Raw genomic sequence first — 26,665 nt, 5'->3', positions numbered from 1 at the left:
GAATCAATGATTTATACGATATTAAACGTTCGGCTTTCGTTTAAAGTGATTTTTATTAGCAAATGAAAAGTCAGGGTTTGGCCATTTAATGGTTTAAAACATAAAAACTTACTTGGTCGGCATTTTAAAATAAGAATGCCCACCTCACTGCTAGTATTGAGTATACATAATGAATTATGGTGATGTGTTTCGAAAAAGTGATTTAGGTAGAGAAGAGATTAAATCTCAGAGTCTCGGTGTATTGCCGCGAGAAGCCAGAACATTACTCATTATGATTGATGGCAGACGCACGTATCAGAGCTATCTTAATACACTCGACAGTAGCAAGATGTTTGCTGAGTTTGGTGGTATTACACCGCTATTTGAGCTGCTTTTGAGCCTTGAGTGTATTGAAATAGCAGTGGCTGGCAGTGCTGAGACAGAAGTGCCCACGCCTGCTCAGACGACGACAGCCGTACCTGTCACTACTCAGTCTCAACCAGCCGTACCTGTCTTTGATGAGAAGTCTGAAGTAGAGTTCAATAATACGTTCAATAATAAAAGCACCATTAACGTAAAAGAGTCAGAAAAAAAATCAATCAGTAGTATGTTCAAAACTAAGCCATCTAGTGCTAGCTATGAAACGATAAAATCTGATTTAGCTACCTATATTGAAAAGAATGCACCGCCTGTAGAAGCCTGGGGTTATTTATTAAGTTTAGAGCAATGTGGTAGTAGTACGCAATTATTGATCTTGGCAAAAGAAATACAGAATACGGATAGTGGTAATTTAGCACGTGGTATGAATGATTTTATCAAAAGAATTCAACGTTAATGTTGACGGTATTTATGTAGTAAAAAATGGATATGACAAATATTTAGTTATGAAAAATAACGGTGCTGTCATTGTTGAAAAATCTAGCAAACTAATTGGAGTTTCTTGTGGAATCAGCTGAGCTATCGGAATTAGATCGTCTAAAAATGCGTCATGGTGAGCATGTTATTTTACGTTTGACTTATATTAGCCGTTATAACAGTGACAACCCTACTGGTGAAGTGACACGTATTCTCACCCAAGCGCAGCAAAATAATGAGCGTAATGGTATTACGGGTGCTTTGGTGTTTAACCACAATTACTTTTTGCAAAGTATTGAAGGGGCGAGACCTGTTATCAATGAGCTGCTTAGAAAGTTAGTCGAAGACGATCGACATTATGCACTGCAAGTTATCGAGTGCCGTGAAGTTGAGCAGCGTCATTGGAGTAAGTGGTCAATGAAATATTTAATCCCAAGTGATGAAAACAAGGGGCTGGCACTCAAGTTTTCGACAGGCAATCAGTTTAATCCGTATTTGATGAATACCAATCAAATTATGATGCTGATTGATACGTTATCAGAACTTCAAGAGCAAGAAGAAATCGATGCTTCTAAAAAGAAGAAATCTTGGTTTTCTTTGAGTTGATTGATGTTTAGAGAAGCTATCAGACCCTATAACTTTATTATAAGAGATACGATATGACATCAATAATGGAAGATGCGCCCATTTTAATGAGCATGACATATGCGAGCCGTGCCAATCCAGGCGTGTCAGCTAAAGATTTCAATGAAATATTGAAGCAAGCACAGGTGAATAATGCCGCCAACGGTATCACTGGCATGCTGACATTTAATAAAGATTATTTTTTGCAAACGGTAGAAGGTCCGAGAGCGCAAATTAATCGTCTACTGTATAGCTTAATCGCTGATCAACGCCATTATGATTTACAAATTATTGAAACACGTGAATTAAAGTATAGAACATGGTCCAAATGGTCTATGAACTATGCCACACCGACTGAAAAAAACGCTGCGATTTATTTAAAATACTCTACCACTGTTGATTTTAATCCGTACTTATTAAGCGCTGAATCAGCCCGTGAATTGATGAATGAGCTTAGTGACCAGCGCGACTAATTGAATAGATTTTTTATTTTAATATTACAAATATAAAAATAATTTTCAAAACTAAAAATCTATATCAATATATGGATTTATGTTTATTAAATATGCATTCTGTTAGCTTTGAAGTGCACTTTATGAGTGGTTATTCGGTAAAATATATAAACAAATATTGATTTATAAACGAATATTTGAATCTTCAAACTTTGCCCATTTACCAAATTTTACTATCCGTTGACTTTTGATATATAAGATCTGATAGTTTGCGGTTGTGATAGCATTGCTTTTTGTTTATATTGTCTCCGCCCATAGATATATTGGCTAACCATATTTTTATTACAAAGAATATCTACTTATGACTTTATCGAATAATGAATAAGTCATCTCGGTTCTTAATGGAGAATATAATCTCTATTAAGGTTGTACCTTTTATTTTACAGTTGGATTTACTATGAGCAAAAATAACGCAATTGATTTAGATAATCTAAACGTCGACGAGCTACGAGCTATTACTGAAAATGCTCAGCAGCTTATTGCTAAAAAACAACATCAGCGTCTATATGATGCTTATGTGAAGTTCGAAAAAATTGCAGAAGAAAGCCATGCCTCTATCGAAGAAATTTTGAAAGCGGGTGAAACCCTAGAGAAGAAACGCAGTATTAAATACCGCAATACTGACAACAACGAAGAAACTTGGACTGGTCGTGGTCGCAAGCCTACATGGTTGGTTGAAGCATTAGCAGCAGGTCGTGATATCGAAGATTTTGCTATTTAATGTTGTATTAACTAATAAGTTTTCTTATTAAGTTTGATAGCGATATCGCTGATTATAGTTATTCCATTATGAAAGTATTACTGCGTTAACCCCACTTGAAGTATTTAACATACATCTACACTCGGTTACCTAGTAGTACTTTTAAATTGAATCGACTACATTAGATGAAAGCCAGTATCTTTCTTGCCATTATTTGGTAAGGAGCTACTGGCTTTTTTATGTCTTCCGCACGCCATATCTTTAGTACTATTAAGGCGTTGATGGTTTGTTAGCCCAATTAATACCAACAGTAGCAGCGGTGTTCTCAGAGAGTAGAGCTATACATTAGCTTGCGTATTCATAACACAGATAAACATAGAGCTCATCATATCCACGTATACTAAGCCAGTGATAACTTTTTAATTAATATCCATTATGAACAATTGCTGATAAAATGGATAAGTAACAGTACAAAGATATAGGATAGGTAAAGTGACAGAAAGTAAAAAAATGGATTTCTTTGGGAATTATTCCGACAGCTTTATTGCTTCTACCTCGGCGTAGTAGTCAAAAGCCTGATATGGACCTCTCAAACAAAAATAATGCAAAATCTGATAGTAATATTAATAGTATTTAGAATGTTAATAACGGCAAAGTAATGAAATAAAGATCAAATTAAAAATTAAATACTTTTAATATAAGTTATTCTAATTATTAATGATATCTATAAAATGCCGAACGATATAACGCTCAATTAAAAAACGTTAATCTCGGAGTCTATTAATGACCACTATAGTTCCATTTATAATCGGTTCAATATAATCTGGATACAAGGAAGGCGAGTGAAAGTACTACAATTAGTAGACTAAGCGAGACTGACACCGTATCCAATTTATAGAGGATTGACTATATGATATCTAAACAGACGTTGCTCAAGACTTATCCTCTCATCGATACCCATACTCATTTTGATGCCCCAGTATTTGATAGCGATAGGGAGTTGCTAGTACAGCAAGCTTATGAGTGCGGTGTACGTCATCTCTTATTGGTGGGGTATTCACACCAGTATTTTGAGAGAATGTATAAGACTGAACAACTATTAAACAAGCTGGTACCGTTGACTGCCAAAGATGTCGATAGCGCAAATTTGTCACAGATTGAGACTCATACTGCGATAGGCTTACATCCTTTTTATATTAAAGAGCACAGTGAAGATCATCTAAAAAATATGGCGCATATGATTGCTGAGCAGCGGCCAATAGCAATCGGTGAGATTGGATTGGATACTTTCACGGAATCTATGAGAGAGCCTGAGGTATTTGACAAACAAAAACGGTTTTTTAAGGCGCAATTGGACATAGCAGTGCTTCATAAGTTGCCAGTGATGCTGCATATTCGAAAAGCACATGCAGAGGCGCTAGCTATACTGAAGGCACACGATTATGATGCACACCAGTTAGGTGGTATCGCACATAGTTTCAGTGGCGGGGAACAAGAGGCAAAAGCATTTGTGAGGTTAGGATTTAAGCTAGGTGTTACTGGTCAGATCACCAACCCAAATGCCAAAAAACTGCGCCGTGCCATTCATGCTGCTGTGGAGACTTATGGCATAGAATGTTTGGTTATAGAGACAGATTGTCCAGACATGACACCTATCCAGTGTCAAGTGTCAGATAATAATAATAGTTGGCCTGATAAGCAGTCACATGATCGTAACGTACCAGCTAATTTGCCATGGGTACTATTAAGCTTAAGTGAGTTGCTCAATGTGTCGCCAGATAGATTGGCTGAGCAATTGTGGCACAACAGTTGCAAGGCTTTACAGAAGACATGGGATTATTCTCCAGTATAGTTATACCTATTATAGGCCATTATTATTTACTGCTAACTTGTATAATAGTAAATAAGTTAGCAGTAAATAACCGAAGCACCTATAGATAAAACAATTTAAAAGAGCATTTAATCTGTTATGAATGAAACACAACAATTTGAGCCAACAGAGGCAGATTTTGTCACCACTGAACATTTCGAAATAGAAGAAGTGATTGGAGAAGATGAGCAGTATGAGCGTCGTTTTCAAGGTACACGAACACTTTATGGCACCTCAGCAGTTGACACTTTCGCTGCTGCCCATGTCTATGTTATAGGCGTAGGGGGTGTTGGCTCTTGGGTAGCCGAAGCTCTGGCTCGGACGGCAGTGGGTACTATTACTTTGATTGATTTGGATGTTTTGGTTGCCTCCAATGTCAATCGGCAATTACCTGCATTAGATAGTACTTTCGGTCAAAGTAAAATTGGGGCAATGGCGACTCGTGTTTATGAGATTAATCCAAAAGTTACGCTTAATTTAATTGATGATTTCTTGACAGTAGAAAATGTAGCTGCTCTATTACCCAGTCGTGAAGAAGCAAAAGCGGCTATTGCCCAAGGTAAGCCTATTGTTATTCTAGACTGTCTAGATGACATGAGTGCTAAGCTGGCCATTGCGCTGCATTGTCGTTTTAATAAACTAAAACTGGTCTGTGCAGGTGGTGCAGGTGGCAAAATAGACCCAAGCCAAATTAAAGTGAGTGACTTAAAGGACAGCTATCAAGACCCGCTGCTTGCTAAATTACGTAATAAACTGCGCCATGAAAAAGGCATTAATAGTGCTTTAAAAGAAAAGTTCGGTATTAAATGTGTTTATTCGACAGAGCCACCACGGGTAGATAAAAGCTGTCAAACAGGCGGGTTGCACTGTGGTGGTTACGGCTCAGCAGTTGTTGTTACATCAGTCGTCGCGATGATTATGGTGAGTGAAGCTTTGCAATTATTAATAAAACAGACGGGTATCAAACAGAGCGTCTGATCTTATTTAATGGAGTCTATTTTGTCTATATCTAACGCACCCAAACACAGCTATCCAGTAGCAGCGGATGAAGTAGAACGTATCCATAAGCTCAGAAAATATAAAGTACTGAATAATAATAATGAGCCTGCATTTGAGCGCCTAATCAATCTGGCTAAGCGGTTTTTTGATGTATCCGCCATTACTATCAGCTTTATGGATGAAGAGACACAATATCTAAAATCTGCCTACGGCCTTGACGATGTATGCCAAACAACACGTGAAGTCGCTATTTGTAATTATACGGTGCTCTCTGATGAGGTTTTTGTGGTGCCAGATTTAACAGCAGATAGCCGCTTTAGCCAAAGTCCACTGGTGACGGAGGCTCCTTACTTACAGTTTTATGCTGGTGCACCAATTATCCTCATTGAGGACAATAAAAGCTACAATTTAGGCTCTTTTTGCTTGATGGATATAAAGCCTAATCATGATTTCGACGATGAGCAATTACAGATATTGGCTCAATTTGCGATGATGGCAGCCGACGCTTTGCAGCTACAAGATAAGCAGCGTGATGCTAAACATGCTAATGAGATGAAGTCGAGTTTTCTGGCCAATATGAGTCATGAAATCCGTACACCGATGAATGGTATTATTGGTATGGTAGAAATGCTAGGTGATACCAAACTTAGCAAAGAGCAGCAAGATTGTGTGGATAATATCAAAGTTTCCAATGAGCATTTGATGGCCATTATCAATGGCATTTTAGACTTGTCGAAAGTTGAATCTGGGAAAATGACAATTGATCATATTCCGGTCAATTTATCTGAATTATGTAATGAAGTTGTCAGTCTCTTCTCTGTCAAAGCACATCAGCGAAAATTGGTTTTAAACTACAATTATACCGAGTCCTTATCGCCCTATATAGAGGGAGACCCAGTACGTCTCAAACAAATAATTACGAATCTCGTCAATAATGCGATTAAGTTCACCCGTGAAGGTGGTCAAGTCAGTATTGATGTTAAACACGTACTTAATTGCCAGTGTGATGGTGTTGACGTGCATGGTACAGCAGATGAGCAACGCTCTCAAGCAATTCCAAACAGCACTTCGAATGAAATTACTGTTCACGATACGAGTATAAAATCTATTCCTCCTAAAGGAATGACGGTATGTATTGAAGTCACAGATACTGGCGTTGGTATTAAAGAAGAATCGTTGGACGCAATATTTAATGCTTATGACCAAGCAAATCAATTCACACATCGTCTCTATGGTGGCACGGGTCTTGGACTTTCAGTTTGTAAGTCTTTGGTCGATTTGATGGGTGGACATATTGATGTCAGTAGCGAAGTAGGTGTTGGCACTACTTTTACTGTTTTGTTGCCTTTACCTACTATTGATGAAGAGCACTATCAAAAATGGCAAGCAGAAAATGACTTCACTATGATGAAGCCGACGCAAGAACGTGCGGGTCATATACTGTTGGTTGAAGATGACACTGTCAATGCGATTATCGCGAAAAAAGCGCTAACTAATAGTGGTCATACTGTGACGCATGTCGCTGATGGGCAGCAAGCCATTGAAGCGTTTGTGCTGTCACCTGAGCGCTACGATGTTATCTTGATGGACCATCATATGCCTATTTTAGATGGGGTGCAGGCGACCATTAAATTGCATGAAATGTATGATTCACAATCATTACCACCTATTATTGCTTTGACGGCCAATGCGATGGATGGTGAACGCGAAAAATATCTGAAAGTTGGTATGCAAGACTATTGCACTAAGCCATTTAAACAAGAGCAATTGAATGCATTGGTACAGTATTGGCTGATACAAAAACAATCAACAGAGTAGCTGTATGAGAAATAATTATTGAGCTTGTTGCATAGTTATTTCCTCTCATTGTTATAAGTACAAAAAAGCTGAATCCCTTAATGAGAGATTCAGCTTTTTTATGACATACTCAAAATAATATAGACTGCCTATTATTTTTACGTGTTATTAGTTAACACGAGTTTGATAGTCACCGGTACGAGTATCGACACGTACGACTTCACCTTGCTGTACAAATAGAGGTACACGTACGACAGCGCCTGTCTCTAGCTTAGCTGGTTTACCACCACCACCTGATGTATCACCACGCACACCTGGATCTGTTTCAGTGATCTGTAGCTCAACGAAGTTAGGCGGTGTTACTGATAGAGGTGCACCGTTGAATAAAGTGATGGTGCATGATGCATTGCTGTTTTCTTTTAGCCACTGTATTGAGTCGCCCATCGCTGTTTTATCAGCTTGGATCTGCTCAAAACTTTCTGGATCCATAAAATGCCAAAACTCGCCATCGTTATACAGATAGTTCATTTCAGTATCCATCACATCAGCAGCTTCTAAGCTGTCACCTGATTTAAATGTCTGTTCTAACACTTTACCGCTACGAAGATTGCGTAGTTTGACGCGGTTAAAAGCTTGGCCTTTACCTGGTTTGACAAACTCATTCTCAAGAATAGAACAAGGGTTGCCATCTAGCATGACTTTTAGACCAGCTTTAAATTCATTAGTAGAAAAATTTGCCACAAGAGACTCCTAGGGATGGTAAATATGATGATATAAATAATAAGGGTTTGGGGCTTACTGTACAAAACCTGCTATTAAGCCTAGTGTAGAACGGGCAGTTGGTATACTTTGATAGGGCACACTCTAAGAGCGTATAATATCGGCTTTTGGGTACAGGTAATAGGCTGTCATGATAAACCATTTAATCACACAAAAAAACTGGCAAACGCAATTATCCGAGGCCATTACTTCTATTGATGAGCTATTAAGTATTTTGCAGCTCGAATCCCTACGTACCAGTGTCTATGTGCCTAAGCATTTTGAGCTGCGGGTACCACGGGGTTTTGTGGCAAAAATGACCGTTGGGGATAGTAACGATCCTTTATTAAAACAAGTCTTGCCAGATCAACAAGAGCAAATCAAGGTGACAGGCTATGTAGCAGACCCTTTACACGAGAATACACAAAACCCAGTAAAAGGTATGCTTCATAAGTATCAGTCCAGAGTATTGCTGACCATTACAGGCGCTTGTGCCATTCATTGCCGTTATTGCTTTCGTCAGCACTTCGACTACAGCGCAAATATGCCAACGGCCGATGCCAAAAAAAATATCATTAGCTATATTACTGAGCATCCTGAGGTCAATGAGGTGATTTTGAGCGGTGGTGATCCATTGAATGTGACGAATAGGCGTTTGTTTGCATGGTTGGATACGCTAGAGTCGATCCCGCAACTGACTACTATTCGACTGCATACTCGCCTACCATTGGTCATTCCAGCGCGTCTAGATGATGCGTTATTGACCAGATTGTCTCAAAGTAGCTGTCATATTGTCATGGTGATTCACTGCAATCATGCCAATGAGATAGATACTTTAACATCAGAATATTTGCAACGTGCGAGGTCCGCTGGCGTGACTTTACTAAATCAAGCGGTTTTATTAAAAAGTATTAATGATAGTGTTGAGACTCAAACACAATTAAGTCAACGTTTGTTCTCATGTGGTGTATTACCTTATTACTTGCATGTATTAGACAAGGTCGCTGGCGCCGCACATTTTGATAAAGACGAGCGGTCGTCAATCGAGCTTTACTGGTCATTACTGGCCGCATTACCAGGCTATCTTGTACCAAAATTAGTAAGAGAGCTACCGAACAAACCTTTTAAGGTGCCAATTAACATTTACAATGTAAATTAATGTAGGCACTATAGGGTATTAAAAAATAGTAAACAAAGAGTGTTTTATTTGAAGGTTTGCATGCTGACAAATAGGTATTGAATGTCTTTATGACTGCTAAAATCTTATCCTGTCAATTTTTGAGAGTAGTGGTTACTTTGCATTATTTTATTATTATAAGTGGTATGGCTAGATAGTTGCCTTTTACTAAGTTACTCAGAGTTACTAGGAAAAATGATGATAACTTTATCGACGTTTCAAGAGTATTTATCGTCTACAGAGCCACTACCGCCATTATCGATTCGAGCGGCAAATGGTCAAGAGAGTTACTTGCTCAAGCTGTTGGCAAATTTGCCTTCGCAAACGCAGGTACAGCAGGTTGAGCAACTAGAAAAGATACTGACGGTATTGCGCGTGGCTAATATAGATGAGCAGCAACGTCTTAAGTTAATGGCTACCGTGATAGGTGCCTCAGACAAATTAATTGCTGCATTGCGGCAGCATTGCATTTATGAGCCAAAAGGGTTTAATAGCGTTCAATTGGGTTATGTGAATCAGATAAAGTCACTGTATTATCTCATCATTATGGTCTATGACAGAGTTATACGGCATAGAATATCGCTATTAAACAGTCAGCATAAATACACGGCAAGTAATGGTTGGCAACGTTATTTCAATGGTGACAAGTCTTCATCACTGACACTTGCTATCGTTATCTATCAGACGTTGATGATGTATCAAAGACTCCTGTTTGCAGAAGCGCTTTGCTATCAAAAACCCTCTCCTTATTTATGGGCCAAAATCAATCAGCTATACTATCTTGCCTATCAATATCATGCCACTGAGATTGATTTAAGTAAAGTGATTGATGTTCAACGTGCGGATAATATACATCGCTTGTACTGTCAAATTTGTTTACACAGCTTACTAAATGTACGTGCTATGCGTCGTCCTAATATCTTGCTAGTACAACGTTTGTTGCCGGTATGGGCTGAGCATATTATTGCGACGATAGAACCACAAACTGATACTCGGATATACGTAGATTTACAAAGTAATAAGCCACCTTCTTATCTCACTGCCAATTCTATAATCAATCCATACGAAGATCGCTATCACTGCTTATTTATAGAGTTGGATCCAATGCTTGAGTATTTTAACTCGCGTAGCCAAGCATTAGTTAGGGACGGCAATGCAGGATTAGAGAGTTACTTACTCCAAAACATAGCAGCGACGATTCGTTATCGTTATCTAAAGTTGCCACTATCGGTAGCACCGAAACGCTATACAGAAAAAGAGGCTGTTTTGGTGACTGGTTTTAATAAAATCCATTACTGCGTGGGTCATTCACAAAGTTTTGCAAGCTTGATTGCTAAAAATGAATTGCCAGATGAGCATCAACCTCGTTACGATACCGTTAGTAAAAAACAAAATGATAGCGATATACTAGCCAATGAAATATTCGACCGTAATGATGATTTATCACTATTTCGCACACTGAAATTATTAGATAAAGTAACCAAGATAGATGAAGAAAGTTTAGAAGAAAACCATGGTAAAGAGAGTATAGATGCAGTGACTACTGACGATGATGTCGCTATGACGGCACCACCGCCATTACATGTTATGAGTCTTCTGTTAGTCTGTCGTGCTGACACAACCACACCGCCCGATTGGTCACTTGGTGTCGTGCGCTGGCTGAGCCTTGATATTGAAAATCCAGAGGTTGATTGGCAAATATTGGGACATCAATTAGTGGCTTGTGGTCTGCGTTTAGAAGGCACAGCAACACGCAGTCAACATTTTGTACCAGCATTCATCCTTGGTCGGGAAGAGCATCTGCAAACCACGGGAACTCTGATAGTACCAACGTCTTACTTCCAGACAGATGACAGGGTCATCATGCGTATCAACACCAAACAAACTTTGTTACGTTTGGGGAAGCGGCTACTGATTACTGATGAATTTAGTCAGTATGAAGTGGTGCAGTTGTAGTCTTTTGAAAGGATTGTCAAAAATAGAAAAGTAGTAATGTAAATACAGAATTGAATAGACTTTGTTTACTTGATTTCGGCTTCAATAATTAAAGTAGATCAGCACGTTAGATAATGATAAGTTAGTCAGCAATCATTAAAATTATTGTCTATAATGTTCGATATTATTGCTATTTCTTATAAAATATCTTTGGCTAAAAAGTATATTATCTTAATCCTAAAAGCATGCCAGTATCATAAAGATAGCTAAGCCTATTCCCTATAGTGCATTCTGTGCTAGGTTGATCTCCGGAACAGATGTAGGGTATTGACAGCAACATATAAAAATAAGATCACAAAGTTTAAAAGGCTTATTATGCGTACTCAATCTATCTTAAATCTATTAGTCATCGATGATGATCAGCTCTATGCTGAACGTCTTGTGCACTTATTAGGCTGTTATTATGACAGTGTGAATTTAGGGTTTTTAGATGATAAAGAAGAATTATTAAAATTACTGCGGCAGCCATGGGATGTTTTGGTATTTGGTAATGCTTACGATATGAATTTTACGGATGTAGTAGGTATCGTCCAAGAACAAAACATTGACCTACCTATGATCTGCTTATTAAATGAGGAGATGGTAGCGACCGCCCATAATAATGAAGGGCTGCCCAATATTATTAGCGGTACAATGGTCAAGGCGCTTAAAGTAGACGAAGAAATGGCCGTTGTGATGTCTATCTGTTTACAACATGATAATCTGCGTAGTCGCCGCGAGCTAAAAACATTGCGTCATGTACTCTCTGAAGCAGAACAGCGTGCCAATGTATTAATCAAAAACTCTAAAAGTGCAGTGGCTTACATAGATCAAGGCATCCATATCTTCGCCAATGACCCTTATCTTCAGCTTTTTGGGTTTGCATCGATGAGTGATGCCATCGGTGTGCCTATTATTGATCTGATTGCAGGCGGTGATAACGTTAAGGGCTTCAAGCAATTCTTACGTCAATTCGCGAAAGGAAACCGTCAAGAAGTAGAGTTTAAGTTTGAAAGTCTACGGACGGATGGGAGTACTTTTGAAGCAAAACTACAACTGGCAGCTGCGACCCTAGAGGGTGAGCCAGTTACTCAGGTGATCATCCAACAAAACAACAGTAACAGCACTGAGGTGGCCAAACGTTTGGCAGCGGCTGAATGTAAGGACAGTCTGACTGGTATTAACAATCGCCGCGGCTTTGAAGAGAAAATGGCAGTAATATATCAGCAAGCCCGCCAAGGAGAGCTGACGGCAGGATTGTTATATGTCCAACTCGATAATATTGGTAAGATTCGAAGCAGTTTAGGCTTGCAAGGACTAGATGCAACTGTCAAGCAGGTCGCTTATGCGTTAGATGAGCTAGTAGTAGATGGGCATGTAAGCCGTTTTAGTGATACGGCTTTTACCATACTTGTAGAAGACAAAACAACAGCAGAGCTTAAAACGCTGGCTGAGCAAATCGGCTCGCGTATTAATGGTATGCTCATTGAAGTGGATAAACGCACGACCAGTACCACGGTTAGTATCGGTATCGTCAAAATCGAAAAAAATACAGCAGAGCCAAGCGTATTGCTTGAGCGTGCGATGGACGCTATCAACCAGATTATGATGGAAACAGCCAATAACGGGGCCACTTATCATTTATACGATCCAAGTGAACATGCTAATAGTGATGATCATGCGCTGGCTGAATCATTAATTGAGGCTATTACCAATAATCGTTTTGAGCTAACATTCCAGCCAATATATGATATTAATAACGATCGCAGCGACTTCTTTGAAGTATATTTACGCCTGCCATTGTCAGATGCTGAGAACACAGTGCTGACACCTGACCAGTTTATGGCAGTCGCCAAAAAACATAAGCTGCTCGAAAAGATGGATCGCTGGGTATTGATTAATGCCTGTAGAAAAGTAAACGATGTACGTAAAACACATCCTGAAGCTAAGCTGCTAGTGCAATTGACGAGTGCTTCATTAATAGATAAAAAACTGTCTAGCGTGGCTAGCCAGCTGATAAAAGCCGTGGGCGGTGCAGCAGGCGTGCTTACCTTACAGTTTAATGAAAAAGACATTGCAGATCATTTGACGGTCGCGAAGACTCAGTTTGCAGCGCTTAGTCAAGCCGGTTGTCAGATGGGTATTAATAACTTTGGCTCTTCTGCCAAATCCATAGAAATTGCCAGTTTTGTGCAGCCAGATATGGTACGTCTACCGCGTAGCTACGTAGAAGATATTGATTCGGCAGAAAATTTGGAAACGGTCAAATCACTCATCATACGTACTAACGAAGTCAACGTTGATGTGCTGATGCCTTATATTGAAGATGCCGCGACCATGTCTGTCGCTTGGAGCGTAGGTGCACGCTACCTGCAAGGCTATTATTTGGAAGAGCCTAGAAAAATAATGAAAGTTGCGACCTAAGCACTACATAATATTTTTCTTCATATCCGTCATTCAAGTATTATTTATAAGTATATCTCTCATAAATAGTACTGTATTTCTATAAGCAGCTATGTATACGTGGCAATTAATAGTACTCTGTGTTTCTTAACATGGTCTCATTATATATGTCGTTCATACATGGCTGACACTCTCTACTCAAAGATTGCCAAAATGCCTAACACTCGTAAATATCAAATGAGCAGTCTGCTTGCCGCTATTTTATTACTCAGTGCTTGCGATCGTACGCCACCTGATCACCGTGCTTCTGTGACATTGCCGCTATATACTGACGGTGATGCAGATAACGGTGCTATTATTTATCAAGATGCCTGTGGGCAATGTCATCAGCTGAATGCTGGACTCAATAAAAAAGGTCCACAGCTGATGAATATCTATGGTGCCCACGCTGCTCAGCTAACAGATTACACTTATAGTAAAGGGCTAAAGCAGTCAGAATGGGTATGGGATGCTGAGACACTCGATCCTTATATTGCTGACGCGCAAAAAGTTATGACAGACTCAAAGATGCTGTCAAATCCGATGCCAGATGCAAAAGAGCGTGCTGATGTGATTGCCTATTTATCAACTCTCCGTGAGTCAGTACCGGTCGTTGAAAGCGAAGAAAAGTAGCTTCTCATTTATAATGAAAGCCTGTATTCGAGTCCATAAATTGAGACTTATCCAAAGACATGATTTTTGCCTTATACTGACCAAATAATGTCTATTTCAATTCTATGACTGAATGTTCAATATGCCCCATTATTTCCATAAAAAATGAGCCGATGATTCACTATGACAATTGTAACCACCGACTACGCCGCTAATCAGCAAAAAATTACGCAGTTAATGATACAACTGAATCGAATTGTATTGGACAAACCTCAAGTGGTGAAGTTGGCACTTAGCGGCATATTGGCAGGTGGACACTTACTATTACAAGATTTGCCCGGCATGGGTAAGACTACCTTGGCTCAAGGGCTGGCACAGTTATTGGGTCTAAGTTTTAGTCGAGTCCAATTCACTAATGATATGCTACCTGCAGATATCTTGGGTATGAGCATCTATGACCAAAGCAAACTGAAATTTGAATTTCGTCCCGGTCCTATTTTTACTCAGCTTTTGCTCGCTGATGAGATTAATCGTTCCAGTCCTAAAACACAAAGTGCGCTACTCGAAGCCATGGAAGAGCGACAGGTAACCCAAGACGGTCAGACCTATCGTTTGCCTCAGCCGTTTTTTGTGATTGCAACCCAGAATCCATTGCAGCAAGCTGGTGTGTATCCGCTTCCTGAATCGCAGCTCGATCGGTTTTTATTATGTTTGTCATTGGGTTATCCATCACCAGCCGCTGAGCGTGAGCTGCTAAAAGGTCAGGATCGCCGTGAGTTATTGAAAGGTTTAGATGCGGTACTTGATACCGAGGCTGTGTTGTTAGCACAGCAAGGGGTCAAGCAGGTTTATGTCGCAGATGTAGTCTTGGATTACTTGCAAAGACTGGTCGCAAAAACACGAGCAAGCCAAGAATATCATGGGTTATCACCGCGTGGAGTACTGTCGCTACAACGTGCAGCACAGGCTCATGCCTATGTGTCAGGGCACATGGAGATGACTCCTGAAGATGTCCAAGCCGTGTTTGCAGCAGTCACTGATCATCGCCTCGGTCAACGCTTTGTACCGGTGCATGTGACGGGTGGACTAATGACGAAGACTATCGCACAACGTATTTTGGCAGAAGTGCCAGTCGTTATCTAAATGCCTTTTGAGTGAAAGCCATCTAAGTAAAAGTTAGTTAATTGATTATAGGCTCTAGTAGTTGAGTTATTTATCAATGAATTAATCAACTAATCAATCAAAGGCTATTGAAAGTTTCTCACTTAACAAAAATTGTGTTCTTTCTAAGTAAATACTCGAAAGGCATCTGTTGTCAAAACTGTCGTCCAATACCGACGATATTATCAATTCTATGGTAAGGATAGGGTAGTCATGAGTCTTTTGCCAAAAGCCTTAACCGTACCAATCAAGTCAAAACTAAGCCGCTGGTTTGCCTCGCGTGCACCCAAAACTGACAGTGCTACGCTGAATTTGCGCAACGTGTATATCTTCTTTAGCCGTGAAGGGATGCTGTTTGCGGTATTATTAATCATCACCTTTATCGCTGGCATTAATTATGGCAATAATCTGGTGCTGGGGTTATGTTTTTATCTCATCAGCATTTGGCTTATCAGTTTTCATGTAACCTTTGCCCATATCTCAGGGTTGAAAGTGCATTTATTAGAAGTCACCATGGCAGAGGCAGGTACTCCAGTCTGGGTTACCTTACAACTGCGTAGTGAGAGTCGCCAACCTAGACGACAGCTATTATTTGGCTTTGAGGATGTGGATAATAAGGTCAAGAGTAGCATGGACATACCAAGCTCTGTCTTGGTCACAAGGTTGCAAGGCGAGCAAATCATTAGGTTGCCTGTCCAGACCAATGCCCGTGGGCAGTTCGAATTACCACGTCTCAGAATAAAAACAGTTTATCCTTTGGGTATTATGAAGGCATGGTCTTATGTCTATTTTTCCCGTACCGCTTGGGTATATCCAAAACCTGAAGCATTTGATTGGGAAACGCAGTATGCCATTGCAAGCTTGGAGGATTTGCCAATAGGTGGGCAGTATCGCCAAGGCCAAGATGACTTTGAACGGCTTGATAATTATATAGAAGGTGAGTCGCTGGCACGTGTCTCTTGGGGACATGTAGCGCGTGGTCAAGGAATGCTTACCAAACACTTCGCTGATCCTATTGGTCATGAGCAGACGCTAGACTATGCCGATATGCCTGCCGCACAGCATGAACAAAAGCTATCACAATTGGCGTATGGTGCGATGACGTTGGGTCAGCTAGGTGTGCCATTTAATATGTGCTTACCCAATGATAGCCCCTTTGTCACAACAATGGGTGAAGGTGATGAGTTTGCACAAGATTGCTTGCTAAGGTTGGCAAAAGCACCATGATTAATTCTAAACGCTTATCCTCGAGTAAAGATGTAGAAGCATCTAACAGTACCTTTACAGCAGACTCTATCAAATCTGCAAGCTTTGAGCAGTTGGCTTTAGGTCAAAACATCACTAATCATGTTGCATTAGGTAGTGGCACTAAGTCAGGCAGTAACGCTAAATGGTATCGCAAGCTACTGGCACTGCCAGCGTATTATTGGATAATAATTGCGCAAGTTATTGTTATTTTGCCGCATGCTGCCCATTTACCATTATGGCTCATAGGCTTTGCTGTGGTGACTATTCTCGCCCAGCTACCTCGTGTAAAGGCTCGATTCCAAAAGACAGCTCATTTAAAGCGTGTCTATCAAGGCATGCAAATGCTAGGCTTCTTATTGGGTCTTTTGGGATTGTGGTTGACCTACAATACGGCATTTGGGCTAGATATGGGCGTGGCATTTTTAGTGCTATGTCTCATCAGTAAGCTCTGGGAATTGTACAAGCGTCGTGACGCCTATGTAGTATTGAATTTATCGCTATTTGTGTTGGCAGCACTGTTTTTGATGGATCAAGGGCTGCTTACGACTTTAGAGGTAATGATAGGGGCAGTCATTGTATTACTGACATTTATTGCGCTAAACGATGATGGCAATGATCGGGGTGATGGTCGCCTGCGCACTTTAGGTGTATTAGGCATTGGTGCGCTGCCATTATTGGTGGTGCTATTTCTGTTTTTCCCACGCTTGCCACCGCTATGGTCGGTACAGCTATCAGGTCAGCAAGCAACCACGGGCGTCTCCGACAGCATGTCACCTGGTGACTTTGCTAACTTAGGACAATCAACGGAGTTGGCATTTCGCGTAGAGTTTGAAAATAATCGTCCACCACAGCAGCAGCTCTATTGGCGCGGATTGGTATTTAGCGATTTTGATGGCGTCACGTGGCGTCGTAACCCTCAGCAACGACAGTGGCAACCTTCAGAGCAACGTCCTGCTTGGATTGATAATGCATTTGCTACCATTCCCGAAGAGGCACAAGTTGCACCAAATAACTATCAAATTATCTTAGAGCCCACTCAGCAAAACTGGCTATTTGGTCTCGATTATCCTTTCGCTCAGCAACAAGATATTAGCATTACTTCAGATTTCACGTTATTAAAAGACGAGCCTGTCACTCAGCAGCTGCGCTATGACGTATTGCAGTTTTCCCCGATGAGTATCGATTCTATCCTTACGGATGAGTCGCGGCGAATGAATCTTGCACTGCCAAATGATGGGAATCCGAAAGCAAGAGCATTGGCTCAACAGCTTTTTTCGCAGTCAGGCTCAGACCCTACACGCTATATAGCAGCTATCGAACACTGGATTAATCAAACAGATTTTCGCTATACGTTATCGCCACCACGCTTGAATAATAATCGTATTGACGAGTTTTTATTTGAGACCAAGGCGGGGTTCTGTGAGCATTACTCTTCAAGTTTTACTTTTATGATGCGGGCGGCAGGTATCCCTGCCAGAGTCGTCGCAGGCTATCAAGGTGGTGAGCCGAGCCGTGGTGGTAATGTGTGGGAAGTCCGGCAAATGGATGCGCATGCGTGGACTGAGGTTTGGCTTGAGGATCAAGGTTGGGTACGTGTCGATCCGACTGCTTTTGTAGCGCCCGAGCGTGTGGAGCAAGGGATGGACGCGATGACGCAGTCACAAGGCGCTGCGATGTTTGGTGATGGCGCTGGTGCACAGATTAATTATCAACAATATCAAATGCTACAAACCTTACGTCGTCTCTCAGATCAAGCGAGCTACTATTGGCAAAAAGATGTCGTTGGCTACGACCAAGACAAACAAGCAGACTCACTATTCAAATGGTTCAATATCAGCTCCATCACGCAACAAATTATTTGGTTAGCCGCGAGTGCTATTACGGTTATGATTATCTTGGTGTTTATCATTTGGCAACGTCGCCGTAAACGCTGGCACCCAGTAGATTTACCACTTGCTCAGTTGTCGAAACGTATAGGTAAGCAAGATAAGTCACTGGCTCGTACTGATGATGAGGGTCAGTTGGCGTGGCTTGAGCGTTTAGCGATGGCCATTGATTCTAGTGCCTCAAATGACACTGATGCGAGCAATACCAGTCAATTAACAGACAGTGATCACCCTAAAGTTATTCAGGATAAAATCACCCAAATCAAACAAGACTATCGTCATCTACGCTATGGACGCTTAAGCACTGTTGAAATCAGTGATAGTGAGTACCAGAAAGTGCTTAAGCAGCTAAAGAAAAACTTACACGAATTGTTGTAAGTCCATTTAGCCAGTAGCACTTATTAGAAATGGTGAGTAGGTAAATGATAGATAGGTTTGGAACAAATAATGCGTAGCACTAAAGATCGTATTCGCCACGCCTTAGCATTTGAAATCATTGGGCTACTTATTTTCGCACCACTGGCAAGTTGGGTGTTTGGTTTTGAGCTGCACTCAATGGGTGTGATAGCAATCGCTGGCTCTATTGTCGCGACCGTGTGGAATTATTTTTATAATGTCTTATTTGATAATGCCATGCTTAAACTACGTGGTGAAGTAAAGAAGACCGTTCCTATACGAATGCTACATGCCGCGCTATTTGAAGGTGGTCTGCTAGTGTTGTTCTTGCCAGCGATTGCTTGGTATTTGGATATTAGTCTGTGGGAAGCGTTTAAAATGGATATTGCCATGGCGACATTCTATTTGGTATATGCTTTTGTGTATAACTGGATTTATGACAGGGTATTTCCTATCGCTGAAGCCGACTAACGGTGGTTTTATCCAGATATGTAGAACGTATTAAGGAGCCAGTTATATGGCAATATATGTAGATTTTATGCAGATAGAATTTAAAGGTTATAAGTGGTGCCACCTGCTGGCTGATACGTTGCAAGAGCTGCATGAGTTTGCGGCATTCATTGAATTAGATGAGCGTTTGTTCCATCGTAATGCCAGTTATCCGCATTATGACGTCACTGTACAAATGCGAGAAACCGCGATTGAGTATGGCGCGATCCCTGCTGATCGCAGAAAAATTATCGAGTGTGCTAAAAAGTTAAAAGTAGAATTACATGCACAAATAGCAGAGTCCGATAGTTTGAATTGAGGACATGCCTTAATGCATGAACAAATAAAAAGGTGGGTTATGCTTTCGCTAACTCACCTTTTTTTGCTTAGATTTTTTGACTTTTACTTTGCCACTGCTGCTGTACTGACGCCATTTAGGGCTTTTGAGATGTTATCTATAACGGTGTCACAACCTTTAATATTATGACGGGTTTTTAAGTATTGAGGATCGTTATACGATAGCCATACTTTTTTATCTGCATCTTCACTGATGAGAATTTTTTGTGGCAAATCAATAGCGACGCTTTGCTCGCAATTCATCAATGGTGTACCCGCTTTCGGGTTACCAAACATAATAACTTGTGTTGGTCTTAAGGTTAAATCGACACCTTGTGCATTTTTTTGATGATCGACGCGCGCAAATACTTTCATGCCTTTACTTTCGATAATGGCGGCCAGTTTATCAGCAGTCTCTTGGACAGAATGATGACTTTGCATGGTTATCAAGCCTTTTTCGGCGTTGGTAGCAGTCATTGTTTTTGTCACTGAGGGCGTGTCGCTGGGTGAATTTAAAATGTTTTCAACACTGGCGCAAGAGGCCATGGTCAAAGCTAGAGCGGCGATAGAAATGATTTTAATCATAAGTAATCCTTTTTATGGTGGTCGGTTATCCGTAATAGTTTGTAGCATCACATATTTATTATGCGTCATAATATTGTGCGTAATAAACGCTGCATAGTAAAGAGCCGTACTGCAACCTGCCTTAATCAATTACTAAGCCAAGTGCTCTGCCAAGTAGTCCACCAACAGCCTGATTTTTGGTGATAACTGGCGGTTGTGCGGATAAATGGCCCAAATACTTTCTTCAGGCTCTCTATAGTCATCCAATAAGCTTATCAGTTCACCAGATGCTAGGTATTTTTGTACATAATAATCTGGCAGCTGCACGATACCTAGCCCTTTTAGGGCAGCATCAACTAGGCTATGACCACTATTATATTGAATGCTCCCAGAGACGCGCAAATTCCTTTCTTTACCTGCGTCACTAGCACGTGGGTCAGTATCTATAAAGTGCCAGTAGTCGCGAGTGCCAAGTAAGCAGTTATGTTGACTCAGCTTGCTCAAAGCGTGCGGTGTGCCATATTTATTAAGATAAGAGGGTGCCGCGCAGACAAAGTTGGTGCGATGGCTGAGTTTTTTTGCCATCATCGTGGAGTCGCTTAATTTGCCGATACGAATCGCTAAGTCGTAACCACCCTCAATCAAATCGATCTTTTGATTACTCAAAAAAGCCGTCACTTCGATATCGCTATATTGCATCATAAAGTCATTGACCAACGGCAATAATTGCTGCTCGCCATAAGTGACAGGGGCTGTCAGTTTGATCCTGCCTTGCGGTTTTGATTGCAAATTACTGACAGCCTGCTCAGCAGCATCCAAGCCATCGAGCACACTACGGCAATGCTGATAGAACACACGACCTTCTTCTGTTAATGATACTTTGCGTGTTGTACGATAGAGGAGTTTAATATTAAGGCGTTTTTCTAACGCGCTTATTTGCCGGCTTACTTGTGCCGTTGAGATACCTAATTCTTTGGCGGCGCGCGTAAAACTCTCGTATTCTGCGACGTAAACGAACTCGCTAACACCATCCCAGCGCATGATTATTACCAATATGTAAAAGATATTTGCAAATATAGCATATTGTTATCACCCTAGAAATAACTATAATGGTAAGCATCTACTCAAATAGTTGGTTGTAATCTAGCAGACTGCAATCATTTGCGAATGAGTATCCTAAAAATAGTGGCCTGCTTTTTATAGGCTGTAAATAATAACGAATTAAAAAGAGAAACCGTTATGTCAGATAAATTTATTAAATCGAAAGCCGCCATCGCGTGGGGCCCAAACCAGCCACTATCTATCGAAGAAGTGGATGTCATGCTGCCGCGTAAAGGCGAAGTATTGGTAAAAATCGTGGCCAGTGGTGTCTGCCATACCGATGCTTTTACCTTATCTGGTGAAGACCCAGAAGGTGTCTTCCCAGCGATTTTGGGTCATGAAGGTGGCGGTATCGTTGAGCAAATCGGCGAAGGCGTGACTAGTGTCCAAGTTGGCGATCATGTCATTCCGTTATACACCGCAGAATGTGGCGTTTGTAAAATGTGTACATCAGGCAAAACCAATCTATGCTCAGCGGTACGTGAAACCCAAGGTAAAGGCTTAATGCCAGATGGCACCACGCGCTTTTATAAAGATGGCGAACCAATCTATCATTACATGGGCTGCTCAACCTTCTCTGAATATACGGTCTTACCAGAGATTTCTTTGGCCAAGGTAAATAAAGAAGCCCCGTTAGAAGAAGTTTGTTTGCTTGGTTGCGGCGTGACTACCGGTATGGGTGCAGTCATGAATACTGCCAAAGTCGAAGAGGGTGCGACCGTTGCTATCTTTGGTCTGGGCGGTATCGGCCTGTCAGCAGTAATCGGTGCGGCCATGGCAAAAGCCAGCCGTATCATTGCAATTGATATCAATGAAAGCAAGTTTGAATTGGCCAAAAAGTTAGGCGCAACTGACTGCATCAATCCTAAAGATTATGATAAGCCAATTCAGGAAGTGATTGTGGAATTGACTGATGGCGGGGTTGATTATTCATTTGAATGTATCGGTAACGTCGATATCATGCGCTCAGCACTAGAGTGCTGTCACAAAGGTTGGGGCGAGTCGGTCATCATTGGTGTCGCAGGTGCTGGACAAGAAATCTCAACCCGTCCGTTCCAGTTAGTGACTGGTCGAGTCTGGCGTGGATCAGCATTTGGCGGTGTCAAAGGTCGTTCAGAATTACCAGGCTACGTTGAGCGTTATCTGGCGGGTGAAATCCCACTACAAGACTTCATTACCCATACTATGCCACTAGAAGACATCAACGAAGCGTTTGACTTGATGCATAAAGGTGAGAGTATTCGTACGGTCATCCATTTCTAAAAAATATTGTGCAAGAGCAATATCTGACAGTAACGTTAGATATTGCTCTGAAAATACGGTTTTAAAAATAAAAAGGCCACTTCGATTTCGAAGCGGCCTTTTTTAAAGCTTATAACATCATCATTTTATATGTACGGTTACAGACCCATTTACTCAGTTATATTAGCCAATTGCTCTAATATACTGACGTAGTTTTCGACCCCTTGAGCACCGCTAACAAGATGACGCTCATTAAAAATGATTGCCGGTACACTTTGAATACCTTGTTGTTGCCAATGCTGTTCTTCTGCTCGTACTTCCTTAGCAAAGAGTTGACCCTCTAGTATTGCTAGCGCCTCACTACGATCAAGTCCAGTCTCTGCTGCAATATCAGCAAGCACGTTGATATCTGAAATATCTCTGTTGTTGGTAAAATGCGCGGCAAACAACGCTTGTTTTAATTCATGCATGCTTCCTTTCTGATCAGCGAAATGTAGCAGCTGATGCAAATCAAAGGTGTTGTGCATGCGCGTGTCATCATTGAAATTAAATTCAAAGCCAACTTCCTGTCCAGCTTCTGCCATTCTGATTCGACTAGCATCTGACTCTTGCTTGGTCGAGCCATACTTTTCGATGATGTGCTCACGTAGGTTTTGGCCCTCGCTTGGCATGTTTGGGTTTAGCTCAAACGGGTGCCAATGGATAGTGTGAGCCGTGTTGGTTTGCTCCAGTGCTGCTGCCAATTGACGATAGCCGATGACGCACCAAGGGCAGACGACGTCTGAGACGATGTCTATTCGGAGTGGTTTTTCTGATGTGCTCATATTTCCTCGCAGGGATTGTTATTTGTATTTTATTTAAGGCTTCTAATTGCTCATATATCTCATCTAAATGTTTTCGCTTAGAGATGGTCGTCGACCAAGAAGCCTCAGTAATAATCATGCTTTAAATATCAAGCGTTAATGAACATTCAAAGCATAATCAGGTGAATACAATGCGCTCTGAGTGACTCATTTGCTCACTGGATTGCTATTATTCATAGCTGCTTTTTTGCGATAAGGCGGTCAAAAATCAACCTCTGATAACAAAACGTATGAATATTTAACCAATCTGTCATGGCCATGAAATGGGTTTTTCTCTACAGTAGTTTTGCCGACCTGGGTAGTCGTGGCTTATAACCCATGCTAACACCAAGTCTTTAATAAATAATAAAAACTTAATATTCGATACAGGATGCACAAATGAAAAACATTACTGAAGCGATGAACTGGCGTTACAGCACAAAAGCATTTGATACCAATAAAAAATCTCAGCAGAAGACTTTCAGAGCCTAAAAGATATCTTGCGTCTCAGTCCTTCGAGCACCAATATCCAACCTTGGCATTTTGTGATTGCTGATGATGAGGCTGGTAAAGCTCGAATCGCAACAGGTACTGAGGGCATGTATGAATTTAATACGGCAAAAGTAAAAGACGCCTCACATGTCATCGTATTCTGTAGTCGTGTCTATGCTGATGACGAGTTTTTGGATAACATCTTAGACAAAGAAGATGCTGATGGCCGTTTTGCGGAACCAAAATTTAAAGAGCAGATGCACCAAGTGCGTAAGATGTTTTTGGATATTCGCCGTTATGAGCAAAAAGACGAGCCACACTGGTTGATAGAGCAGCTATATCTCAACATGGGCGCTTTGCTACTAGGAGCTGCGACTTTAGGTATTGATGCTGTGCCTATGGAAGGGGCAGATTTGAAAGCACTTGATGAAGAGTTTGATTTACGTAGCAAAGGCTATACGGCTGTTGCGGTCGTATCGCTTGGTTATCGTAGTGAAGATGACTTTAACGCTGAGTTGCCAAAATCACGCTTTGATGAAGAGACAATCATCACTAAAGCCTAAGCTATCACAAAAGCTTAAGTTATCACGACAGTTTAATGAAAGGATGTGGTCGATCCTGAATACAATGGACACACGATACTATAGAAGTAGGGCCAGTAGAACTAGTAGGGTTAGTAGAACATGATGACTGTATGTACTACTTTTATTCTGGCTTGGCTATATCGCCCCTATGTGAATATTCAATACGCCCTGATGAGAGAGCTCAACCACCAACATGATAGAAACAGAACGCTTATATCTTAGACAGTGGCGAGTAAGTGATTTTGCGATATTCGCTGAAATGAATGCCGATCTTGACGTGATGAAGTATTTCCCTAAGCCGTTATCACCAAAAGTGAGCGATGCGATAGCCAATAAATGCTCGCAGCTTATTAAAGATAAAGGTTGGGGGTTTTGGGCGGTCAGTCTAAAAGAGACAGATACCTTTATCGGTATGGTTGGCTTAAATGAAGCGCATGCCGATATGCCTTTTGCACCTGCTGTTGAGATTGCTTGGCGACTACACAAAGGTTATTGGGGACAAGGTTATGCAACGGAGGCGACACGAGCTTCATTAAATTTTGCATTTGATACATTAGGATTCGATGAAGTCGTGGCCTTTACTGCAGTGATTAACGAGCACTCGCAACTTATCATGCAGCGTATTGGCATGAGTAATACACAAGAAAACTTTTATCATCCAATGCTTGATTCTAATCATCGGCTTGCTGAGCATGTGCTATACAAAATTATTCGGCAGCAGTGGAAGTCTGCTTAAGTAGCCACTTACTTAGTTGGGATAGTGACCTAGTTGAACAATTAGATCTCATACTCTTAAATATAATATATAATTATCGATTTATGTATACAGACCGAGAGCACTATGGAAGATATACTGTTAGAGTTCGAAAATGGTATAGCAGATATCTTAGAGCTATTTAACAAATTTCGAGATAGCATTGGTGAAAATCCAGTATCTAAAAATACTAGAGATCGTATTGATTATTTTATAAGCGCTTATGAAAGTTACATGGTTACTCTGGACAAAGGCAGTGCAGAGAAAGTTGCGGAAGCTGCTTTAAGTGTTTGTTCAAATGCAAGTAGAATTGATGTTTTTGTTGACGATATGGATGAGCAAACGAGGAAATACAGTAAAACTTTATCGGAGCGTGCTAGTTTTCTTCGTAGAAAGATAGAAAGTTCACCAATTTTGACAGTTCCTTTAACAGATAAGGCACGTTCAAATGTTTCAAGCGATATGCAAGACTATAGATCTTTTAAGAAACAATTAAAAGATACGAATGAAAAACTTGAACAATTAAATCGTAAAGTAAAAAAAACACTTGATGAAAGTGAAGTTAAGGCTAATATTTTAACGAAAGAAATAGAGTCATTAGAAGAGACATACAAAAGTAAAATCGGTGCCATATCGCTAGCATATGAAGAAGAGCTAAAAGCTATTAATGATAAGAATGCTCAGTTAGATCAGCTTCTAGGTAATGCCGCAAGCAGAGTTATTGTCTCAGAGTATGCAGATAGCGCAAAACAAGAAAAAATAGCTGCCGAATGGTTGAGAGGGGGATCAATTTTTTGCATGGCAGTCATCATTGTGATAGCTGGATATTCTTTTTGGGAGTCTATACACCAAAGCTTCGACCTTTCTAACTCGCTTTTACGATTGGCATTAGTGTTTTTATTATCTGTTCCAGCTGCTTACTTAGCACGTGAATCTACTAAGCATCGTCAGCAACAGTACACACACCTTCAAACATCACTAGACTTGAAGGCTATTAATCCTTATATAGCCTCATTACCTGACGAAGAGCAACATAAAATAAAATCAGAAATTGCTCAAAGAATATTTGCCCCTAAAGATTTTCAATCTATAAGTAATGAGTCTTACCCAATTAACTCTCAAGAAGTCATCATGGCGCTGATTTCAAAGTTCGGAAATGATAAAGACAAACAGTCAGATTAATATTTCCTTGAAAAGGTCAAGATATGCCCCTTAAAAGGCAAATCCAAATCTTACATAACACTCTATAAGCTCAGCCAAAATATCAATT

The 26,665-nt window shown here is 40.7% G+C and carries 24 protein-coding genes; 20 read left to right on the top strand and 4 right to left on the bottom strand.

Annotation, left to right across the window (positions count from 1 at the left end; all coding sequences use genetic code 11):
• Window positions 1-169 precede the first annotated feature (169 nt).
• The 7 genes from DFP82_RS08105 (at window position 170) to DFP82_RS08075 (ending at window position 7,357) form a co-directional block, all read left to right on the top strand.
• Window positions 170-814: a hypothetical protein gene (locus DFP82_RS08105; protein WP_110923228.1), complete on the top strand. Its 645-nt coding sequence runs from the start codon at window positions 170-172 to the stop codon at window positions 812-814.
• Window positions 815-921: 107 nt separating this feature from the next.
• A complete protein-coding gene (locus DFP82_RS08100) occupies window positions 922-1,440 on the top strand; it encodes a BLUF domain-containing protein (protein ID WP_227687382.1) in 519 nt (172 codons plus the stop codon).
• Window positions 1,441-1,493: 53 nt separating this feature from the next.
• Window positions 1,494-1,931: a BLUF domain-containing protein gene (locus DFP82_RS08095; RefSeq protein WP_110923227.1), complete on the top strand. Its 438-nt coding sequence runs from the start codon at window positions 1,494-1,496 to the stop codon at window positions 1,929-1,931.
• A gap of 436 nt (window positions 1,932-2,367) precedes the next feature.
• A complete protein-coding gene (locus DFP82_RS08090; protein ID WP_110923226.1) occupies window positions 2,368-2,691 on the top strand; it encodes an H-NS histone family protein in 324 nt (107 codons plus the stop codon).
• An 889-nt stretch (window positions 2,692-3,580) separates the two neighbouring features.
• Window positions 3,581-4,522: a TatD family hydrolase gene (locus DFP82_RS08085; RefSeq protein WP_110923225.1), complete on the top strand. Its 942-nt coding sequence runs from the start codon at window positions 3,581-3,583 to the stop codon at window positions 4,520-4,522.
• A gap of 117 nt (window positions 4,523-4,639) precedes the next feature.
• Complete coding sequence (locus DFP82_RS08080) at window positions 4,640-5,518, top strand: tRNA threonylcarbamoyladenosine dehydratase (protein ID WP_110923224.1); 879 nt, start codon at window positions 4,640-4,642, stop codon at window positions 5,516-5,518.
• A 21-nt stretch (window positions 5,519-5,539) separates the two neighbouring features.
• Complete coding sequence (locus tag DFP82_RS08075; protein WP_245905680.1) at window positions 5,540-7,357, top strand: GAF domain-containing hybrid sensor histidine kinase/response regulator; 1,818 nt, start codon at window positions 5,540-5,542, stop codon at window positions 7,355-7,357.
• A 147-nt stretch (window positions 7,358-7,504) separates the two neighbouring features.
• Here the strand turns inward: DFP82_RS08075 and efp are convergent, their stop codons facing one another.
• Window positions 7,505-8,077 (bottom strand): elongation factor P, encoded by a 573-nt coding sequence (gene efp / locus DFP82_RS08070; protein WP_110923222.1) that lies wholly within the window; start codon window positions 8,075-8,077, stop codon window positions 7,505-7,507.
• Window positions 8,078-8,246: 169 nt separating this feature from the next.
• On the opposite strand from efp, the gene epmB reads away from it, so the two are divergent.
• The 9 genes from epmB (at window position 8,247) to DFP82_RS08025 (ending at window position 19,799) form a co-directional block, all read left to right on the top strand.
• Entirely contained in the window at window positions 8,247-9,254 is a 1,008-nt protein-coding gene (gene epmB / locus DFP82_RS08065; protein ID WP_110923221.1) for an EF-P beta-lysylation protein EpmB, read from the top strand.
• A gap of 216 nt (window positions 9,255-9,470) precedes the next feature.
• Window positions 9,471-11,228 carry an SH3 domain-containing protein gene (locus DFP82_RS08060; protein WP_110923220.1) on the top strand — a complete coding sequence of 586 codons (1,758 nt, stop codon included), beginning with the start codon at window positions 9,471-9,473 and terminating at the stop codon, window positions 11,226-11,228.
• Between the two features lie 354 nt (window positions 11,229-11,582).
• Window positions 11,583-13,670, top strand: a complete 2,088-nt coding sequence (locus DFP82_RS08055) for an EAL domain-containing protein (protein ID WP_110923219.1) — start codon at window positions 11,583-11,585, stop codon at window positions 13,668-13,670.
• A 159-nt stretch (window positions 13,671-13,829) separates the two neighbouring features.
• On the top strand, window positions 13,830-14,321 hold the full coding sequence (locus DFP82_RS08050; protein WP_227669332.1) for a c-type cytochrome: 492 nt from the start codon (window positions 13,830-13,832) through the stop codon (window positions 14,319-14,321).
• Window positions 14,322-14,483: 162 nt separating this feature from the next.
• Window positions 14,484-15,443, top strand: a complete 960-nt coding sequence (locus tag DFP82_RS08045) for an AAA family ATPase (RefSeq protein WP_110923217.1) — start codon at window positions 14,484-14,486, stop codon at window positions 15,441-15,443.
• Between the two features lie 231 nt (window positions 15,444-15,674).
• Entirely contained in the window at window positions 15,675-16,688 is a 1,014-nt protein-coding gene (locus DFP82_RS08040) for a DUF58 domain-containing protein (protein WP_110923216.1), read from the top strand.
• Window positions 16,685-18,973 carry a transglutaminase TgpA family protein gene (locus DFP82_RS08035; RefSeq protein WP_110923215.1) on the top strand — a complete coding sequence of 763 codons (2,289 nt, stop codon included), beginning with the start codon at window positions 16,685-16,687 and terminating at the stop codon, window positions 18,971-18,973. The genes DFP82_RS08040 and DFP82_RS08035 overlap by 4 nt, the downstream gene beginning before the upstream one ends.
• Before the next feature lie 69 nt (window positions 18,974-19,042).
• Window positions 19,043-19,462, top strand: coding sequence for a PACE efflux transporter (locus DFP82_RS08030; protein WP_110923214.1), 420 nt, complete (start codon window positions 19,043-19,045; stop codon window positions 19,460-19,462).
• Between the two features lie 46 nt (window positions 19,463-19,508).
• Window positions 19,509-19,799 carry a DUF4031 domain-containing protein gene (locus tag DFP82_RS08025; protein WP_110923213.1) on the top strand — a complete coding sequence of 97 codons (291 nt, stop codon included), beginning with the start codon at window positions 19,509-19,511 and terminating at the stop codon, window positions 19,797-19,799.
• Between the two features lie 83 nt (window positions 19,800-19,882).
• On the opposite strand, the gene DFP82_RS08020 is transcribed toward DFP82_RS08025, so the two are convergent.
• Window positions 19,883-20,401, bottom strand: a complete 519-nt coding sequence (locus DFP82_RS08020) for a DUF302 domain-containing protein (RefSeq protein WP_110923212.1) — start codon at window positions 20,399-20,401, stop codon at window positions 19,883-19,885.
• A gap of 132 nt (window positions 20,402-20,533) precedes the next feature.
• On the bottom strand, window positions 20,534-21,421 hold the full coding sequence (locus DFP82_RS08015) for a LysR family transcriptional regulator (protein ID WP_110923211.1): 888 nt from the start codon (window positions 21,419-21,421) through the stop codon (window positions 20,534-20,536).
• Window positions 21,422-21,619: 198 nt separating this feature from the next.
• On the opposite strand from DFP82_RS08015, the gene DFP82_RS08010 reads away from it, so the two are divergent.
• Entirely contained in the window at window positions 21,620-22,744 is a 1,125-nt protein-coding gene (locus tag DFP82_RS08010; protein ID WP_110923210.1) for an S-(hydroxymethyl)glutathione dehydrogenase/class III alcohol dehydrogenase, read from the top strand.
• 149 nt (window positions 22,745-22,893) lie between these two features.
• On the opposite strand, the gene DFP82_RS08005 is transcribed toward DFP82_RS08010, so the two are convergent.
• Complete coding sequence (locus DFP82_RS08005; RefSeq protein ID WP_110923209.1) at window positions 22,894-23,547, bottom strand: DsbA family oxidoreductase; 654 nt, start codon at window positions 23,545-23,547, stop codon at window positions 22,894-22,896.
• Between the two features lie 518 nt (window positions 23,548-24,065).
• On the opposite strand from DFP82_RS08005, the gene nfsB reads away from it, so the two are divergent.
• From nfsB to DFP82_RS07990, 3 genes are all read left to right on the top strand, one after another.
• Window positions 24,066-24,620 (top strand): oxygen-insensitive NAD(P)H nitroreductase, encoded by a 555-nt coding sequence (gene nfsB / locus DFP82_RS08000; RefSeq protein ID WP_245905679.1) that lies wholly within the window; start codon window positions 24,066-24,068, stop codon window positions 24,618-24,620.
• A 214-nt stretch (window positions 24,621-24,834) separates the two neighbouring features.
• Window positions 24,835-25,377 (top strand): GNAT family N-acetyltransferase, encoded by a 543-nt coding sequence (locus DFP82_RS07995; RefSeq protein ID WP_110923208.1) that lies wholly within the window; start codon window positions 24,835-24,837, stop codon window positions 25,375-25,377.
• Window positions 25,378-25,482: 105 nt separating this feature from the next.
• Window positions 25,483-26,577, top strand: coding sequence for a GAS domain-containing protein (locus DFP82_RS07990; protein WP_110923207.1), 1,095 nt, complete (start codon window positions 25,483-25,485; stop codon window positions 26,575-26,577).
• Window positions 26,578-26,665: the final 88 nt, after the last annotated feature.

The organism is Psychrobacter fozii, assembly GCF_003217155.1.
GTDB lineage: Bacteria > Pseudomonadota > Gammaproteobacteria > Pseudomonadales > Moraxellaceae > Psychrobacter > Psychrobacter fozii.
This window is presented reverse-complemented; position numbering and strand designations above follow the sequence as displayed.

What these genes read in the sequence shown, in the direction of transcription:
- DFP82_RS08045 (WP_110923217.1), top strand. Translation starts at nt 14,484, where the DNA reads ATGACAATTGTAACCACCGACTACGCCGCTAATCAGCAAAAAATTACG.
- DFP82_RS08035 (WP_110923215.1), top strand. Translation starts at nt 16,685, where the DNA reads ATGATTAATTCTAAACGCTTATCCTCGAGTAAAGATGTAGAAGCATCT.
- DFP82_RS08015 (WP_110923211.1), bottom strand. Translation starts at nt 21,421, where the DNA reads ATGCGCTGGGATGGTGTTAGCGAGTTCGTTTACGTCGCAGAATACGAG.
- DFP82_RS08095 (WP_110923227.1), top strand. Translation starts at nt 1,494, where the DNA reads ATGACATCAATAATGGAAGATGCGCCCATTTTAATGAGCATGACATAT.
- DFP82_RS07995 (WP_110923208.1), top strand. Translation starts at nt 24,835, where the DNA reads ATGATAGAAACAGAACGCTTATATCTTAGACAGTGGCGAGTAAGTGAT.
- DFP82_RS08020 (WP_110923212.1), bottom strand. Translation starts at nt 20,401, where the DNA reads ATGATTAAAATCATTTCTATCGCCGCTCTAGCTTTGACCATGGCCTCT.
- DFP82_RS08025 (WP_110923213.1), top strand. Translation starts at nt 19,509, where the DNA reads ATGGCAATATATGTAGATTTTATGCAGATAGAATTTAAAGGTTATAAG.
- DFP82_RS08040 (WP_110923216.1), top strand. Translation starts at nt 15,675, where the DNA reads ATGAGTCTTTTGCCAAAAGCCTTAACCGTACCAATCAAGTCAAAACTA.
- DFP82_RS08030 (WP_110923214.1), top strand. Translation starts at nt 19,043, where the DNA reads ATGCGTAGCACTAAAGATCGTATTCGCCACGCCTTAGCATTTGAAATC.
- DFP82_RS08050 (WP_227669332.1), top strand. Translation starts at nt 13,830, where the DNA reads ATGGCTGACACTCTCTACTCAAAGATTGCCAAAATGCCTAACACTCGT.
- DFP82_RS08085 (WP_110923225.1), top strand. Translation starts at nt 3,581, where the DNA reads ATGATATCTAAACAGACGTTGCTCAAGACTTATCCTCTCATCGATACC.
- DFP82_RS07990 (WP_110923207.1), top strand. Translation starts at nt 25,483, where the DNA reads ATGGAAGATATACTGTTAGAGTTCGAAAATGGTATAGCAGATATCTTA.
- DFP82_RS08010 (WP_110923210.1), top strand. Translation starts at nt 21,620, where the DNA reads ATGTCAGATAAATTTATTAAATCGAAAGCCGCCATCGCGTGGGGCCCA.
- DFP82_RS08090 (WP_110923226.1), top strand. Translation starts at nt 2,368, where the DNA reads ATGAGCAAAAATAACGCAATTGATTTAGATAATCTAAACGTCGACGAG.
- epmB (WP_110923221.1), top strand. Translation starts at nt 8,247, where the DNA reads ATGATAAACCATTTAATCACACAAAAAAACTGGCAAACGCAATTATCC.
- DFP82_RS08060 (WP_110923220.1), top strand. Translation starts at nt 9,471, where the DNA reads ATGATAACTTTATCGACGTTTCAAGAGTATTTATCGTCTACAGAGCCA.
- DFP82_RS08080 (WP_110923224.1), top strand. Translation starts at nt 4,640, where the DNA reads ATGAATGAAACACAACAATTTGAGCCAACAGAGGCAGATTTTGTCACC.
- DFP82_RS08005 (WP_110923209.1), bottom strand. Translation starts at nt 23,547, where the DNA reads ATGAGCACATCAGAAAAACCACTCCGAATAGACATCGTCTCAGACGTC.
- DFP82_RS08055 (WP_110923219.1), top strand. Translation starts at nt 11,583, where the DNA reads ATGCGTACTCAATCTATCTTAAATCTATTAGTCATCGATGATGATCAG.
- DFP82_RS08105 (WP_110923228.1), top strand. Translation starts at nt 170, where the DNA reads ATGAATTATGGTGATGTGTTTCGAAAAAGTGATTTAGGTAGAGAAGAG.